The organism is Meiothermus hypogaeus, from assembly GCF_003574035.1.
Lineage (GTDB): Bacteria > Deinococcota > Deinococci > Deinococcales > Thermaceae > Meiothermus > Meiothermus hypogaeus.
Genome location: NZ_QWKY01000026.1, coordinates 1 through 15,501 on the forward strand (window position 1 = coordinate 1; position 15,501 = coordinate 15,501).

20 protein-coding genes are annotated in these 15,501 nt (G+C 60.1%); 15 read left to right on the forward strand and 5 right to left on the reverse strand.

Annotated elements, in window-relative coordinates; genetic code table 11:
- From Mhypo_RS08420 to Mhypo_RS08450, 7 genes are all read left to right on the forward strand, one after another.
- The coding region (locus tag Mhypo_RS08420; protein WP_476738584.1) for an EF-Tu C-terminal domain-related protein at nucleotides 1-127 on the forward strand (127 nt) is incomplete at its 5' end.
- 74 nt (nucleotides 128-201) lie between these two features.
- Nucleotides 202-366, forward strand: coding sequence for a 50S ribosomal protein L33 (gene rpmG / locus Mhypo_RS08425; protein ID WP_013013465.1), 165 nt, complete (start codon nucleotides 202-204; stop codon nucleotides 364-366).
- A 10-nt stretch (nucleotides 367-376) separates the two neighbouring features.
- On the forward strand, nucleotides 377-595 hold the full coding sequence (gene secE / locus Mhypo_RS08430) for a preprotein translocase subunit SecE (protein ID WP_119340857.1): 219 nt from the start codon (nucleotides 377-379) through the stop codon (nucleotides 593-595).
- Nucleotides 596-611: 16 nt separating this feature from the next.
- Complete coding sequence (gene nusG, locus Mhypo_RS08435; protein WP_119340858.1) at nucleotides 612-1,169, forward strand: transcription termination/antitermination protein NusG; 558 nt, start codon at nucleotides 612-614, stop codon at nucleotides 1,167-1,169.
- A gap of 167 nt (nucleotides 1,170-1,336) precedes the next feature.
- The gene (gene rplK, locus Mhypo_RS08440) at nucleotides 1,337-1,771 is read left to right on the forward strand and encodes a 50S ribosomal protein L11 (RefSeq protein WP_119340859.1); all 435 of its coding nucleotides are present in this window, start codon (nucleotides 1,337-1,339) and stop codon (nucleotides 1,769-1,771) included.
- Nucleotides 1,764-2,465 (forward strand): 50S ribosomal protein L1, encoded by a 702-nt coding sequence (gene rplA, locus Mhypo_RS08445; RefSeq protein ID WP_119340860.1) that lies wholly within the window; start codon nucleotides 1,764-1,766, stop codon nucleotides 2,463-2,465. The genes rplK and rplA overlap by 8 nt, the downstream gene beginning before the upstream one ends.
- A 180-nt stretch (nucleotides 2,466-2,645) precedes the next feature.
- Complete coding sequence (locus Mhypo_RS08450; RefSeq protein WP_119340861.1) at nucleotides 2,646-3,548, forward strand: cation diffusion facilitator family transporter; 903 nt, start codon at nucleotides 2,646-2,648, stop codon at nucleotides 3,546-3,548.
- Between the two features lie 354 nt (nucleotides 3,549-3,902).
- Here the strand turns inward: Mhypo_RS08450 and Mhypo_RS08455 are convergent, their stop codons facing one another.
- Both Mhypo_RS08455 and Mhypo_RS08460 read right to left on the reverse strand, forming a co-directional pair.
- Nucleotides 3,903-4,982 (reverse strand): fatty acid desaturase family protein, encoded by a 1,080-nt coding sequence (locus tag Mhypo_RS08455; RefSeq protein WP_119340862.1) that lies wholly within the window; start codon nucleotides 4,980-4,982, stop codon nucleotides 3,903-3,905.
- Between the two features lie 131 nt (nucleotides 4,983-5,113).
- Entirely contained in the window at nucleotides 5,114-5,320 is a 207-nt protein-coding gene (locus tag Mhypo_RS08460) for a cold-shock protein (protein ID WP_119340863.1), read from the reverse strand.
- Between the two features lie 162 nt (nucleotides 5,321-5,482).
- Between Mhypo_RS08460 and Mhypo_RS08465 the strand changes: the two genes are divergently transcribed.
- On the forward strand, nucleotides 5,483-5,713 hold the full coding sequence (locus tag Mhypo_RS08465; protein WP_119340864.1) for a hypothetical protein: 231 nt from the start codon (nucleotides 5,483-5,485) through the stop codon (nucleotides 5,711-5,713).
- Between the two features lie 142 nt (nucleotides 5,714-5,855).
- On the opposite strand, the gene Mhypo_RS08470 is transcribed toward Mhypo_RS08465, so the two are convergent.
- The 3 genes from Mhypo_RS08470 to Mhypo_RS08480 form a co-directional block, all read right to left on the reverse strand.
- Complete coding sequence (locus tag Mhypo_RS08470; RefSeq protein ID WP_119340865.1) at nucleotides 5,856-6,323, reverse strand: 8-oxo-dGTP diphosphatase; 468 nt, start codon at nucleotides 6,321-6,323, stop codon at nucleotides 5,856-5,858.
- A complete protein-coding gene (locus tag Mhypo_RS08475; protein WP_119340866.1) occupies nucleotides 6,323-6,679 on the reverse strand; it encodes a carboxymuconolactone decarboxylase family protein in 357 nt (118 codons plus the stop codon). Before Mhypo_RS08475 ends, Mhypo_RS08470 begins: the two co-directional genes overlap by 1 nt.
- 182 nt (nucleotides 6,680-6,861) lie before the next feature.
- Nucleotides 6,862-7,548 (reverse strand): HAD family hydrolase, encoded by a 687-nt coding sequence (locus Mhypo_RS08480; RefSeq protein WP_119340867.1) that lies wholly within the window; start codon nucleotides 7,546-7,548, stop codon nucleotides 6,862-6,864.
- Nucleotides 7,549-7,781: 233 nt separating this feature from the next.
- Here Mhypo_RS08480 and purB point away from each other — a divergent pair, with 233 nt between their 5' ends.
- The 7 genes from purB (at nucleotide 7,782) to purF (ending at nucleotide 15,354) form a co-directional block, all read left to right on the forward strand.
- A complete protein-coding gene (gene purB / locus Mhypo_RS08485) occupies nucleotides 7,782-9,092 on the forward strand; it encodes an adenylosuccinate lyase (protein WP_119340868.1) in 1,311 nt (436 codons plus the stop codon).
- 82 nt (nucleotides 9,093-9,174) lie between these two features.
- Nucleotides 9,175-9,909 (forward strand): phosphoribosylaminoimidazolesuccinocarboxamide synthase, encoded by a 735-nt coding sequence (purC, locus tag Mhypo_RS08490; RefSeq protein ID WP_119340869.1) that lies wholly within the window; start codon nucleotides 9,175-9,177, stop codon nucleotides 9,907-9,909.
- Between the two features lie 8 nt (nucleotides 9,910-9,917).
- Nucleotides 9,918-10,169 (forward strand): phosphoribosylformylglycinamidine synthase subunit PurS, encoded by a 252-nt coding sequence (purS, locus tag Mhypo_RS08495; RefSeq protein ID WP_119340870.1) that lies wholly within the window; start codon nucleotides 9,918-9,920, stop codon nucleotides 10,167-10,169.
- Nucleotides 10,166-10,870 carry a phosphoribosylformylglycinamidine synthase subunit PurQ gene (gene purQ, locus Mhypo_RS08500; protein WP_119340871.1) on the forward strand — a complete coding sequence of 235 codons (705 nt, stop codon included), beginning with the start codon at nucleotides 10,166-10,168 and terminating at the stop codon, nucleotides 10,868-10,870. Before purS ends, purQ begins: the two co-directional genes overlap by 4 nt.
- A 25-nt stretch (nucleotides 10,871-10,895) precedes the next feature.
- Nucleotides 10,896-11,645, forward strand: coding sequence for an HAD family hydrolase (locus tag Mhypo_RS08505; protein WP_119340872.1), 750 nt, complete (start codon nucleotides 10,896-10,898; stop codon nucleotides 11,643-11,645).
- On the forward strand, nucleotides 11,645-13,855 hold the full coding sequence (gene purL, locus Mhypo_RS08510) for a phosphoribosylformylglycinamidine synthase subunit PurL (protein WP_119340873.1): 2,211 nt from the start codon (nucleotides 11,645-11,647) through the stop codon (nucleotides 13,853-13,855). The genes Mhypo_RS08505 and purL overlap by 1 nt, the downstream gene beginning before the upstream one ends.
- Nucleotides 13,856-13,947: 92 nt before the next feature.
- Complete coding sequence (gene purF / locus Mhypo_RS08515; protein ID WP_186814650.1) at nucleotides 13,948-15,354, forward strand: amidophosphoribosyltransferase; 1,407 nt, start codon at nucleotides 13,948-13,950, stop codon at nucleotides 15,352-15,354.
- The last annotated feature ends 147 nt before the right edge of the window (nucleotides 15,355-15,501 follow it).

Genomic DNA, 15,501 nt, shown 5'->3' on the forward strand with positions numbered 1-15,501 from the left:
GGGGGACAACATCACCTTCACGGTGGAGCTGATCAAGCCCATCGCCATGGAGGAAGGTCTGCGCTTCGCCATCCGTGAAGGCGGTCGCACCGTGGGCGCTGGTGTGGTGGCGAAGATTATCGAGTAACGTGGTAGAATATAAGCTTGCTGGCCCGGTCAGGCTCTAAGTCTGACTGGGCCGAAGGCTGAAAGAGGAATGACATGGCAAGCGATGTACGAATCAAGCTGCTCTTGGAGTGCACCGAGTGCAAGCGCCGCAATTATGCGACTGAGAAAAACCGTCGCAACACTACGGCCAAGCTCGAGCTCAAGAAGTTTTGCCCCTGGTGCAACAAGCACCTGCCCCACAAGGAAGTAAAGGTCTAAGGCGGATAGTATGGCCCAAGAGCAAAACGCCGCCCCAAAGCGCCCCCTTGGTGCTCGGATTGTCAACTACTTCCGCGAGGCCCGCGCCGAGCTTTCCCGTGTCACCTGGTCTACCCGCCAGGAAATCATCGAATCCACCCAGGTTATCCTGGTTTTTGCAGTGGTGGCCATGGTAGTTTTGGGGCTGATTGACACCATCTTCCGCTTCATCACGGTGCGTCTGCCCTGATGTCCTGGTGTGAACTATGAGCATTGAATGGTACGCCGTCCACACCTATGTAGGCTACGAGGACAAGGTCAAGCAGAACCTCGAGCAACGGGTGAAGGCCCTCGGCATGCAGGACAAGATCTTCCAGGTCTTAATTCCTACCGAGGAGGTCGTGGAGCACCGCGATGGGGGCAAAAAAGACGTGGTGCGTCGCAAACTCTACCCGGGCTACATCTATGTGCTGGTGGATTTAGGCGATACGCCTGGCGAGGTCAACGAAGCCTGGGAAGTGGTACGCAATACCCCTGGCGTGACCGGTTTCGTGGGCACTGCGACCCACCCCGTGCCCCTGACCCCCGACGAAGTGCAACACCTCCTGGAAATTGCTGGCCTGGCTGGCAAGAAAGAAGCCCCCAAGCCCCAGGTCACCTTCAAGGAAGGTGACGTGGTACGGGTGGCCTCCGGTCCCTTCGCCGACTTTACCGGCGTGGTGGGCGAGGTCAACCTCGAGCGCCAGAAGGTCAAGGTGCTGGTATCTATTTTCGGGCGCGAAACCCCAGTGGAGCTGGAGTTCTCGCAGGTGGTTCGCGCATAGCGCGAACGTCAATAACCAATGGCCGATTGCTGATAGCGAAATCCCGTAGCCTCTGACTACTTGCTATCAGCTATGCGCAAGCGCGAAAGCGCCAAGGCGATAACACCACGAAGTTCGTGGGAGCCGACCCCCGCAAGTAGCGGGAAATTACAAAGGAGGAAGTACTAATGAAAAAGATAGCTGCTATGGTCAAGCTGCAGCTCCCGGCGGGCAAGGCCACGCCTGCGCCCCCGGTAGGCCCGGCCCTGGGTCAACACGGGGCCAACATCATGGAGTTCGTAAAGCAGTTCAACGCGGCCAGCGCCAACATGGGCGACGCCATTGTGCCCGTTGAGATCACCATCTTCTCCGACCGCTCCTTCACCTTCATCACCAAGACCCCACCGGCCTCCTACCTGATCCGCAAGGCTGCCGGCATCGAAAAGGGTGCGGGGAAGACCGGGCGTGAAAAGGTAGGCAAGCTCACCTGGGAGCAGTGCCTCCAGATCGCCAAGCAAAAAATGGCCGATATGAACGCCAACGATGTGGAAGCCGCTGCTCGCCAGATTGCCGGTTCAGCCCGCGCGATGGGTGTAGAAGTGACGGGGGTGCCCCATGCCTAAGCACGGAAAGCGGTATCGTGCCCTGTTGGAGAAGGTAGACCTGAACAAGGTTTACTCGGTTGAAGAGGCTGCTGCTTTGATTCCCCAGATCAAGAGCGCCAAGTTCGACGAGACCGTCGAGGTGCACGTCAAGCTGGGGATTGATGCCAAGAAGTCCGACCAGAACGTGCGTTCTACCGTAGCCCTGCCCCACGGAACAGGCCGTAGTGTGCGGGTACTGGCCATTGCCAAAGGTGACAAGATTGCCGAGGCCCGTGACGCAGGGGCCGATATTGCTGCAGGCGAAGAAATCATTCAGGAAATCCTGGATGGTCGTTCCGACTTCGACGCGGTGGTCGCCACCCCTGACGTGATGGGAGCTGTGGGTTCCAAGCTGGGCCGTATCCTGGGCCCCAAGGGCATGTTGCCCAACCCCAAAGCCGGTACAGTAGGCTTCAACATAGGCGACATGGTGCGGGAGATCAAGGCAGGCCGAATCGAGTTCCGCAACGACAAGACCGGCGTGGTGCACGGCCCCGTGGGCAAGGCTAGTTTTGCCCCTGAGAAAATCGCCGAGAACGTGCGGGCCTTCATCAAGGCTGTGGAGAGCGCTAAACCCGACAGTGCCAAGGGCACCTACCTGCGATCGGTCTACCTCTCCACCACCATGGGGCCCAGCATCAAGATAAGCACCAGTACTACTCAACAGGCTTAGCATGCCCCTGCACGCAAAGGCTCCCTGAAAGGGGAGCTTTTTTTCCGCAGGACTTTCGGCCGCATCCAGACCGATTTATAGTTATTAGTAGATTGCCGTCTTGTTACAAGAGGGTCTATTTGAAGCCATGAAGCGTACAAGCCCAACCTACCGCCGCCTGGCTCGTCCTTATAGGGTCTGATGACGCCTATCCGTGCCCTGACCTTGAGCCTCGTGGTAGCGGGGGTGGTGTTTGGCCTGAAGTGGCTGGCCTATGCACTTACTGGTTCGGTAGCCCTTTATTCCGACGCGCTCGAGTCTGTGGTCAATATTGTTGCGGCAGGAGCCGCTCTGATTGCGGTGCTGGTTTCGCGCCGCCCCGCCGACAGCAATCATCCCTACGGTCACACCAAGGCCGAATACTTTTCGGCGGTGCTGGAGGGGGTTTTGATTGTGCTGGCAGCCCTGGCTATTGTGCGGGAAGCCTGGCCCAAACTAATCACGCCGGAACCCATCGCCGAGCTGGGCACGGGGATGTTAGTTTCGCTGGGGGCTTCAGGGCTCAATGCCCTCTTGGGCTGGTTTTTGATCCGAAGTGGTCGCAAAGCGCGTTCGCCCGCCGTGGTGGCCGATGGGCAGCACATTCTGACCGATGTCTGGACTTCGGTGGGGGTACTGGCGGGAATTGGGCTGGCCTGGCTAAGCGGCTGGTGGGTGCTAGACCCGTTGCTGGCTATTGCGGTAGCCGTCAATATCTTGTGGGTAGGTTGGCGCCTGGTGCGAGATTCTGTGGGCGGTCTGATGGACGAATCCATTCCCGAGCAAGAGCTGGCCGATATACGCAATGCCCTCAACTATGCCCTGGGGGGCCTGGCTTCCGAAGGCAAGGTCCTCGAGGTCCACGATCTGCGTACCCGCCGGGCAGGGCCTCGCACCTTTGTGGAGTTTCATTTGGTGGTGCCGGGAGGCACCTCGGTGGAGCAGGCCCATCAGATTTGCGACCGCCTCGAGAATGCCCTGAAAGCGCAGATAGACGGCGTTCATACCACCATACACGTAGAACCCGACCACAAGGCCAAGCACTCAACCTTCAGAATCAGTTAGGAAACTGTTCGTGCTGCCAGGGGGGAATATCTGATTTGTCCTGTGAGTAAAGTGTTGACCCGGAGTGCTTCTCACCATTAATTTCTACACCTGCCCCACTGGTGTCCCTTACCATGATCCATGACTGCAATCTGTTCATTGCATGGGGCCGCAGACCGACGAAGCAATCCAGGTGTAGCGGGCAGGATGATCTGGATAGCTTCCCCTTCAGCTTGACTTCATGGTCACCAGGACAGCTCAACTGAAGTATTTTGCTAGGGCCAGCCGCCGATGTTTCGGGGAGCCCAGTGGTGTTGCAGAAAGCTCTATGGCGCAGTACCCACAATGGCTTTTCGGGGCACACTGACCAGGCGCCTACTCCCCAAGTCCTTTTTTGCCCAGCCCCCGCCGGGAGGATTTGGGTTGCTTGATCTTGCTGTCATTCAGCCCAAATCCCAGGGTTCCAAACACATGGCCGGTAGTCGGCTCAATCAGATTGCGGTGGTCGCGGTAGAGGCGCGGGGTTTTCCACAGATAAAACAAGGCTTTCCAGTGGGGCAGTTCGTTGTAACGCTCGGGCCAGAGCTCTTTGATTTTTTGTGCCACCACGTGGGCATATTTGGGAGAAAGCGCCGGAAACACGTGGTGTTCGATATGGTAGCCAAAGCCCAGGGTGAGCCACTCGAGCCACCGCGGGTTGCGCACAGTCAGGCTGTTCATCAGCGGATCGTTGGTCTCGGTAATGGGGTTGAGCAGGTGGTTGGTGGCGATGAAGCTCATGGCAATGAAGTTGGCCAGCAGCCAGGGAATCACAAACACAAACAAGAAGTTGAGGGGCCCCACCATGAAGAGCACCAGGAGCCAGACCAGCACCGGTAATACCGCCTGAAATACTACAATGGGGCGCTCGGCAGGCTTGAAGTCGGGCAAAAAACGCCGGAACATCATGTGGGCGTGCAAGGTAAACCAGAACGTAAAGGAGAAAAACAGGAAGAAGCTACGCAATGCAGGCACCTGACGGAACATCCACTTTACGAAGGGCTTCTGGATCGCCGACTCCAGGGCCCCCATAGCGTCGGGGTCGTCTTCGGGGTGTTGGGTGTGGCCGTGGTGTTCGACGTTGTGCCACTTGCGCCATAGTCTGGCGCCCACCATCAGCGGCAAAAAGGCGATGGTACCCGAAACTGAGCGCACCACAGGGTTCTTGGTCACGGCACCATGCAAGATTTCGTGGGCCAGAAAGCCCAACCCGATAAACGAGTATCCGATGCCAAGGGACAACAGTAGTTTGAGCAAGACATAGGGGGTTGCCACAATGCCCCATGTGCACAAACCAAACAGGGCCAGAAATACCGGCAGATAGGCCAGCCGAGCCGGAACTGGCTCAAAAAAGTGACGGGGCAGTCGGGCTTTTAGGGCCTTGGTGTACTCTCGTAGATGCTGTTCTTCAGTCATAGGTGCTCCTTGCTGATTACGCTTGAATGGGGGCAGTATACGATAAATCAATCCTCGAGCTTCAAATAATCCGTTTGGACTAAATACAAAAAAGCCCCCCTAAAACCGGGGAGCTTTGGCTTGCGGTATGGTTACGCCACTTTCACATTCTTGGCTTGGGGGCCCTTGCCATTCTTACCAGGTTCGATCTCGAACTCTACGCGATCTCCTTCGTTAAGGCTCTTGAAGCCCTGGCCCTGGATGGCGGTGAAGTGCACAAACACATCGGGACCACCTTCCTGGGCAATGAAACCGTAACCTTTTTCCGCGTTGAACCACTTAACAGTACCTTTGTTCATTTACTACTCCTAATGTCCTACTGAAACCTGCTGGTTTTAGGGGGACAATGAAGAGTAGCACAGCCTACAGGCAAAGTCAACTGGAGGCCGGGTTCTATCGCTGCCATATCTGAACCAGGAGAACTGTGTATCTAGCGCTATATTTCGTCCAGGTAGGGCTTGATGATTTCTTTTCAACGGTTATCGCTCGAGCAGGTTCCCTGGGATGCCCTCGAGGCTTTTTCGGACCGGGTCATCTTTCAGGCCCGGCCCTGGCTCGAGTTCCTTCGCCATACCCAGGGCGCCCAGCCAGTGCTGGCAGTCGTCCAGGAAGACGGTCAGACCGTAGGCTACTTCACCGGGGCTCTCCTCTACAAATATGGGAAGACCTTCAAGGGCTGGGCTGCCTCCTAAAGTGGGGCAATATGAGCCGCAGTTGCCGGGCCTCGATCCGCACGGAAAAAATGGCCTGGTCTTTTCCTCCGACCCAGAGGAGAACGCAAGAGGAGCAATATAGGTTTGGTACGAGGCTGGTGCCTTTCGGCTTCCTACGCCTTCACTCGAGTTCTTCGGCTAGCTCTACCGTCTGATTATCCTGGTGGTAGGTGAAACGCATCTTTGGTCTGCTGCCCTGCAATATCTGGGGCAGCCAGTAGGGGACATCGGACCACATCTGCTTCAGGGGGAGTTCGTCTAGGCCGAACCACACCGGCCGGATTTCGTCAGATTCCTGGGGCTCGCCCTCCCAGAACTCGAGGCGGAACACATGTACGGTGCGGTTCCAATCCGGGCAAGCTGGAAACAAAAACTCCAGTTGGGCTGCATACCAGAGGTTGTGTGGTTTGGCCAGCAAGCCCGACTCTTCCTGTAGCTCGCGTACAGCAGCCACGGCCAGGGTCTCACCGACCTCGAGCTTCCCACCAAAACCCCCGTACTTGCCGGCCCCAAAACCCGTCTTTTTGAACCCCAGCAAGACTCGGTGCTGGGGCCGATCCAGCGGCAGCACCAGCACGTTAACCAGCATTACTTCCCCGCAGAATGGCGCTTGCGCAACAAGGCATGAAAGGTTTTCATGGCCCCCAGGGCATTGGGGAAGCCCACAAACAGCGCCGACTGGATGATGGTCTCGCGCACTTCCTGCTCGGTGGCACCGTTACGCAGGGCTCCTTCCAGGTGGGTAGCAATTTCCTTGGGAGCCCCCAGAGCAATCAGGCTGGTAATGGCCAGCAGTTCGCGGGTCTTCAAATCCAGGCCGGAGCGGGCCAGCACCTCTTCATAAGCGAAATCGCGGATGTAGGTATATAGATCGGGGTCTACCTCGGTAAGGGTCTGCTCGATGGCCTCAAAGTTGTCGCCCCAGATGGCTTTGCGAACGCTCATGTAGACCAGTCTGTGGACTCGAGGGGTTGGGGTCAAGGGACTTATACCAACTTTCAGGTGTGTTGCCAACTTACAGCGATGCACAAGGTGGAGAATGGTGAGAAGCAGGTGGTGCATTTCTAAACCCCTACCCCCTATCCCCTACCTCCGATAGTGTGAAGAGCATCCTAGCCAGGATGGTCTTACAACCCGTCCACCCGGCCAGTGGCATACTCCACCACCCAGGCCAGGTCGCCAATTGCATTGGGGTTTTGCTTGTAGGGGTCGAACAGCACCGGTCGAACCCCGGCAGCCAGGGCACCTTTGACATCGTCCTCCGAGTCGCCGATATGGATGGCCTGATGGGGTTCAATCTCTAGCTTACTCAGCACAAGCTGGAAAAAGCGCGGATCGGGCTTGGCTACGCCTTCCAGGGCCGAAACCCCGATGTAGTCAAAAAAATCTGCCAGACCTGTGGCCTGCAAAACCCCCGGCAGTGTCCAGTCCCAGTTGGATACCACCCCCAGCTTGAACCCCTTGTTACGCAAGGCTACCAGCACCTCTTTGGCTCCAGGTGTAAGGGGCCACACATGCGGGCTTTGCCAGTTCTCCTTCAGATAGTCGGCTACCTCATCGGCATAAGCCCCCAGTCCGATGCCGTTCATAACCTCCCAGTGAAAGGCCCGCCAAAATGAGAGGGCCGTAGCCTCGTCGGTAGCGCTCATGTGATGGTCTGAATAGTGTGTATAGGCATCCTGCATGGCCTGGGGGAGTCGCTTCAGGTCGGCCTGCTGGGCAATGCCCTTGGCTTGCAAAATAGGCAAAAGCCAGTACCTGGGGTGCCCCAGGATGAGTGTGTCGCCGACATCGAACAACACTGCACGAATCATGAGTTCATACTAAACCGGCATTGTGAAAAGATCGGTAGCCTATTGCGCCAAGCGACCTGTTATCGGCAGTAAAAAAATGACTTTACACTGCAAGCGTGGTTGCTCCGACCTTTGAGGCGTGATAGTCTCTTGACGTTGTTCACCAGATTGTCCTGCGAGGCAATGACGGACAACAAGTGATCCCTTGTGATAAAACAAAAAATGTCTTTTGGCAGTGAAGGGGGCTTGGGGCTATGATTGAGCGCTACCAAACCCCCGAGATGCAAGCCCTGTGGAGCGAGGCCCGCAAGTACCAGGTATGGGCCGAGGTGGAAATTCTGACCCTGGAAGCCTGGGAAGGGCTGGGGCAGGTGCCGCCCAAGACCGCCGAGCGCTTGCGCGACGCGCTACGCCAGAAATCGATTGATGCGGCTTTTGCCCGGCGCGTAGATGAAATTGAAGCCGAGACCCGCCACGATATTGTGGCCTTTACCCGCGCCCTGACCGAATGGACCGGCGACGCTGAAGTGGCCCGCTGGCTGCACCTGGGCCTGACCAGCACCGATGTGGTGGACACCGCCCAAAACATCTTGCTCTCGGAGGCCCTGGGCCTGGTCGAGCAGGAACTGGCTCAGGTGCAGGAGGCCCTGAAGAGCTTGGCCATCCGGTACAAGCACCTGCCTGCGGTCGGGCGCACCCACGGCGTGCATGCCGAGCCCACCAGCTTTGGGTTGCGCTTTTTGGCGTTTTATGCGGCTTTGTTGCGGGATGGTGAACGTCTGCAGAAAGCCCGCGAAGGCATCCGGGTGGCCATGATTTCCGGTTCAGTGGGGAACTATGCCCATGTGGAGCCTGCCGTGGAGGCATGGGTGGCCCAGAAGCTGGGTTTTCAGATCGAGCCGGTTTCCACCCAGGTAGTGCCGCGGGACCGCCATGCCGAACTGATGGGGGCCCTGGCCATTCTGGGAGCCAACATAGAGCGCATCGCGGTGGAGTTGCGCCATTTGCAGCGCACTGAGGTGCTGGAAGCCCAGGAGCCCTTTAGCTACAAGCAGACCGGTTCCTCCTCCATGCCGCACAAGAAAAACCCGGTGGCGCTGGAAAATATCTCGGGGCTGGCGCGGCTCTTGCGCAGCAACCTGCAGGCTGAACTCGAGAACGTGGCTCTCTGGCATGAGCGCGACATCTCGCACAGCTCGGTGGAGCGGGTGATTCTGCCCGACTCCACCACCCTGGCCCACTACATGCTGCGCCGTCTCAAGCGGGTTTTGCAGGGGTTGGTGGTCTACGAGGCGCGCATTGCCCATAACCTGCACCTGACCCGAGGGCTGGTGTACTCCCAGCGGGTACTGGGGTTTTTGATCGAGTCCGGCCTGGATCGAACCACCGCCTACGAGATAGTGCAGCGCAACGCCCTGGAAAGCTGGGAAAAGGGGCAGGATTTTCGAGAACTGCTCGAGGCCGACCCGGCCTGCCCACTCAAGGGAGAGGCGTTGGCCCAGGCCTTCGACCCCAGCTATTTTTTGCGGCATGTGGATACCATCTACGCCCGTTTTGGGCTGTAGAGGGGTACTATAAAGAAAGACACCCGTTCAGACGACCAGGATTCGCCAGGATAAAGGGAGCGCCCAGACAAAAGAGGTTCAGATGGAGAAACTGTACGAGGGGAAAGCCAAGGTTATCTATCCGGGCCCCGAGACGGGGGTGGTGCGGGTCTACTTCAAGGACGACGCCACCGCCTTTAACGGGCAGAAACGGGCCCAGATTGCCGGCAAGGGGGTGGTCAACAACCAGGTTTCGGCAGCTTTGTTCCGCTACCTGGAAGCGCACGGCATCCCCACCCACTTCATCCGCCAGCTTTCCGAGCGGGAGATGCTGGTGAAGCAGGTGCAGATTGTGCCACTGGAGGTGATTGTGCGCAACCGCACCGCCGGAAGCTTTTCCCGGCGCTACGGGGTGGAGGAAGGCCGGGTCTTGCCCTATCCGCTGGTGGAGTTTTCCTACAAAAACGATGCCCTGGGCGACCCGCTGATCTACGACGACGCCGCGCTGGCCCTGGGCCTGGTGAACGGCAGCGAGCTGGCGCGCATCAAGGAGCTGGCTCTGAAAGTGAATGCCTTGCTAAAGGAGTATTTTGCCCAGCGCAACCTCGAGCTCATCGACTTCAAGCTGGAGTTTGGCCGCCTCCTGCACTCTGCGGCCCCTACCGACGAGCGCGGGGCTATTGTGCTGGCCGATGAAATCTCGCCCGATACCATGCGCCTGTGGGAGATGGGCACTGGCGAAAAAATGGACAAAGACCGCTTCCGTCGCGACCTGGGCGGGGTGGAGGAAGCCTACCAAGAGGTGCTGCGGCGGGTACAGGCAGCGCCTTCGGCCTAAAACATGTTATGAAATACCATGTAACCCTTTTGATCGAGCTGAAAGACGGCATTCTGGACCCCCAGGGGCGGGCTGTAGAGAGCATTTTGCAGGGGCTGCAGTTCAAGGCCCAGAACGTGCGGGTGGGGCGGGTGCTGGAGATGGAAGTGGAGGCTGGCAGCGAGGCGGAAGCCTCTGCCGTGGCCCACAACATCGGCAAAGCCCTGGCCAACCCGGTGATGGAAGTGTTTGTGGTGGAGGCGGTTAAGGAGCTGGTATGAAGGTAGCGGTTATTCAGTTTCCCGGCTCCAACTGCGACCAGGATGCGGTCTGGGCGCTTCGGTTGGTGGGGCTTCAAGCCGAGCTGGTCTGGCACACCGAAAAGAGCCTCGAGGGTTTTCAAGCGGTGCTCCTACCGGGCGGTTTCTCGTATGGCGACTACCTGCGGGCCGGGGCTTTGGCCAAGTTTTCGCCGGTGATGGAGGAGGTGCGCCGGCTGGCCGAGCGAGGGTACCCGGTAGTGGGCATCTGCAATGGCTTCCAGGTGCTCACCGAGGCCGGACTGCTGCCGGGGGCGCTTTTGGCCAACACCAACCTGCACTTTACCTGCAAGGACGTATTCCTGCGCGTCGAGCGCACCGACCTGCCCTTTACCAACGGCTACCAGCCAGGGCAGGTGCTCAAGATTCCCATTGCCCACGGCGAGGGGCGCTACTACGCCGACGCCCAGACGTTGGAGCGGCTCGAGCAAAACCGACAGGTGGTTTTCCGGTACGTTCCATCCCCTTCGTCCCCTGCGGAAGAGGGGGGTGGATTCAATCCCAATGGCTCGTTGAATGACATCGCTGGCATCGTCAACGAACGGGGCAATGTGCTGGGCATGATGCCCCACCCCGAACGAGCAGTGGAGGATGCGCTGGGCTCTACCGACGGACGGCCCTTTTTTAGCAGCCTCAAGCGGGCCCTGGGGGTAGTGGCGTAGACAAAAGTTACATGGAGGTAGCCGTATGACCATCCAAGCAATCACCTTCGACTTCTGGGGTACCCTCTTTACCGAAGGGCCGGAATATGCCGGACACATCAAGAACCTGCGCAACGAAATCCTACTGGATGCGGCCTCCGAAGCGGGTGTTCCCGCCGAACCGGATGCCGTGATGGCCGCATGGCGGCAGGCCGCCCTCGACTTCGACGCCGCCTGGATGGCCGAGCAGGTCATGACCCCCTTCGACCGGGTGGCCCGCATTTTTGGCTACCTGGGTCTGCCTTACGACGAAGGCCACATCGCCCTTACTACCCAGCGCATTGTGGAGGCGGCCCTGGAGGGTACCCTCGTTCCTTTACCGGGGGTGCTGGAAGCTTTGCCACAGCTGGCCCGGCGCTACAGGCTGGGCATCGTCTCCGATACCGGCGTCTCGACCGGGCGTATCCTGCGTGAGCAGCTCAAGCGGTACAAGCTCCACGACCTTTTTAGTGGTTTTTCCTTCTCCGACGAGACCGGGGTGGTCAAGCCCAAACCACAGGCTTTCCTCACAGCCCTCGACGAAATGGGGGTCAAACCGCAAGAAGCTCTGCACATCGGCGATATTCCCCGAACCGACATTGGGGGTGCTTTCCAGACCGGCTACCCTTACGCCGTGCTCTACACCGGGCACGCCCACCGCAACGGGCAGCCCGAGCCCACCGCCCGCGTGGGCAACCACTTAGAGCTTATTCCCCTCCTCAAGGAAGTAATCGGGCATCCACCGAGGGTTATGTAATGGAAGGAACCTTGCCCCCCCTTCTTCAGGAAACCGGCATCCCCCTGCATGAATACCAGGAGATTGTGCGGCTTCTGGGCCGTGAACCAGGCCGCCTCGAGCTCTACTTGTTCAAGGTAATGTGGAGCGAACACTGCTCCTACAAGAACTCCCGCCCCTTGCTCAAGTTGTTGCCCAAGGAAGGACCTGCGGTGCTTCAGGGCCCCGGTGAGAACGCGGGGGTGGTGGAGATTGGCGAGGGTTGGGCAGTGGCTTTCAAAATCGAGAGCCACAACCACCCTTCGGCGGTCGAACCGGTGCAGGGAGCGGCCACAGGGGTGGGGGGTATCATCCGCGACATCGTGGCCATGGGGGCCCGGCCCATTGCACTTCTGAACTCGCTGCGCTTTGGCAAACTGGAAGGCCCCGAAGGTGACCGTACCCGCTATCTGGTGCGGGGGGTGGTGGAGGGCATCGCCCACTACGGCAACGCCATTGGGATACCCACGGTGGGGGGCGAGGTTTACTTCCACCCCGACTACCAGGAGAACCCCCTGGTAAACGCCATGTGCCTGGGGCTTCTGCGGGTGGAGGAGCTCAAGAAGAGCCGGGCCTCTCTGGGCCGCCCAGTCTACTATGTGGGCTCCAAAACCGGGCGCGACGGGATTGGGGGGGCGGCTTTTGCCTCGGAGGAACTCTCGGAAGAAAACGAGTCCAAGCGGCCCAGCGTGCAGGTAGGCGACCCCTTCATGGGCAAGCTGACCCTGGAAGTAACGCTGGAGGCCATCCGGCGGGATCTGGTGGAAGGTGTACAGGACATGGGGGCCGCCGGCCTCACCTCTTCCCTCTCGGAGCTGGCCCACAAGTCGGGGCTGGGCATTGAGCTTAACCTCGACCTGGTGCCCAAGCGCGAGGCCGGGATGAACCCCCTCGAGCTAATGCTCTCGGAGTCGCAGGAGCGCATGGTGCTGGTACCGCGTCCGGGCAAGGAAAAAGAGCTGGAAGCCCTGGCCGCACATTATGGCCTGGATGCCGTCCCGGTGGCCCATACCATCGCCCCACCGGTGTTTCGGGTGCTCCACCAGGGCCAGGTGGTGGCCGAGGTGCCCACCTTTGCCCTGGCCGACTGCCCCACCTATACCCGCGAGGGCCAGGAGGAGCCCGGCCTGGCCCGGCTCAGGGAGGCCGACCTGAGCGCCTTGCCGATACCTTCCGACCTGCAGGGGATACTTCTTCGGCTTCTAGCCTCGCCCAACCTGTGCAGCCGGGCCCCCATCTTTGAGCGCTACGACCACCAGGTAGGCACCAACACCGTGCTGGTGCCCGGAAAGGGCGATGCAGCCATCCTGCGCATCAAGGGCACTCGGCGGGGCCTGGCGGTCAAGGTGGACGCCAACCCCCGCTACAGCAAGCTCTCGCCCCGCCTGGGGGCCATGCACGCCCTGGCCGAAGCAGCCCGCAACGTGAGTGTGGTGGGCGGTAAACCGCTCGCCTATACCGATGGCCTCAACTGCGGCAACCCGGAAACGCCCCAGGGCTACTTTGAACTCTCCGAGACCATCGCGGGCCTGGCGGAAGCCTCGGCAGCGCTGGGCCTGCCGGTGGTCTCGGGCAATGTTTCGCTCTACAACGAAGGCCCCAACTACCGGATTCCGCCCACCCCCATGGTGGGGGTGGTAGGGCTTTTGGAGGAGGTGGAGCGCCGGGCCGAACTGGGTTTACGGAAAGCGGGCGAGTTTGTGGTGCTGATTGGCAGCCCGGAAGGACACCTGGGTGCTTCCGAGTACCTCTGGGTGGTGCATGGCCAGGAAGCCGGAAGCCCGCCGCCCCTCGACCTGACCATGGAGGCCCAGGCCCAGGCCGCCATCCGCAACCTGATCGAGCGGGGCTGGGTACATACCGCCCACGACGTAGCCGAAGGGGGGCTGGCGGTGGCGCTGGCCGAGATGTGCTTGCCCTACGGCCTGGGGGCCACCCTCGAGCTGCGTAGCCATGCCCGGCCCGATGCCTTGCTCTACGGCGAGGCACCCGGCCGTATCCTCTTCAGCGTTGACCAGGCCCACCTGCAACAGGCGGTAAAAGTGCTCGAAGCCTACGGTCTTCCGCACAGCGTTCTGGGCCAGGTGGGTGGCGATCACCTCACCCTCCTGCTGCCCAAAGAGCAGATTACGTGGCCCGTGGAGGCCCTGCGTCGAGCCTGGGAGCAGCCGCTCAGGGAGGTGCTACCGTGAGAAACGCCGAAAGCCCGGAGCCAAAGGCTTTGAAGCCTGTGGAACTCGAGGCTCTCAGCCAACCGCTTTCGGCCTCGAACGACCCGGACGAGCTGCACGAAGAGTGCGGTGTGCTGGGCTTGTGGTCGCCCGAGCCCCTGCCGGTGGCCGACCTGCTGCAACTGGGGCTTTTTGCCCTGCAACACCGGGGCCAGGAAGCCGCCGGGATTTGCGTTTCCAACGGTAAAGACCTGGTGATCGAAAAAGACCTGGGCCTGGTCACGCAGGTCTTCGACGAGGCCCGCATGCAGCGCCTGCGCATTCCTGCGGCCAACCTGGGCATTGGGCACACCCGCTATTCCACCACCGGCTCCAACCTGCGCTTCAACGCCCAGCCCCTCAACGTGCGCAGCTCCAAGGGCATTCTAGCCATCGCCCACAACGGCAATTTTGTGAACGCCCTGCAGATTCGCCAGGCGCTTTTGGAGCACGGTGCAGTCTTCCAGACCACCAACGACACCGAGGTGATGATTAACCTGATTGCTCGCTACGCCAAGCTCGACCTCGTCGAGGCCACCGCCCGGGCCATGCGCGAGCTGACCGGCGGTTTTAGCGTGGTGCTGATGGATCGGCACACCGTGCTGGCCCTGCGGGACGGCAACGGGGTGCGGCCTCTAGTGATTGGGCGCCTTTCGAACGGAGGCTGGGTTTTTGCCTCCGAGCCCCCAGCGCTGGCCCTGATGGGGGCCGAGTTCGTACGCGATGTGCGGCCTGGTGAGCTGGTCTGGGTGGACGAGGCGGGGGGGCTTTCCTCCTGGCAGGTGCTCGAGCCCTGCCCCACCCCCTGTGCCTTCGAGTGGATCTACTTCGCCCGGGCCGACGCCACCTTAGACGGCATCGCCACCCACCCGGCGCGCATCCGCATGGGCGAGGTACTGGCACGCGAAGCTCCGGTCGAGGCCGACCTGGTAGTACCGGTGCCCGACTCCGGCATTGGGGCAGCCATCGGCTACAGCCGGGCTTCCGGTCTGCCCTTCGACTTTGGCCTGCACAAGAACCCCTATGCGGGCCGTACCTTTATCCAACCCACCCAGGAAATGCGCGACCTGAAGGTACGGCTCAAGCTGGCCGCCACCCCGGTGGTGGCGGGCAAGCGGGTGGTGCTGGTAGACGACTCCATTGTGCGGGGCACCACCTCGGGGCGCATCGTGCAATTGCTGCGCGAGGCCGGGGCCACCGAGGTGCATGTGCGCATCTCCTCGCCCCCCATCAAGTTTCCTTGCTACTACGGCATCGACACCGCGGCCCGCAAGGAGCTGGTGGCCTCGACCCATACCCTCGAGCAAATCCGGGCCCTGATCGGGGCCGACTCGCTGGCCTTCCTTAGCGAAGCAGGCGTACGCGAGGCCATTGGTGGGCCGGTCTGCCTGGCCTGCTTCAACGGACAGTACCCGGCAGGGCAGCCCGAGGAAGAAGTGCGGAAAGAGGCGCTCGAGACCGAAGGTGCGAGCGCCCTGTAAGGTACGGGGCAATTCATAGTGCTATACAAGGGTCTCGTCTTATGCTCGAGACCGAAGGTGCGAGCGTGCCTTAACGCGCAAGGCGGCTTGGGATTTGAGCTCGGAGGATGAGTGCTGGCTCGAGCAAGCCTGAGCCGCTTCTGCTAT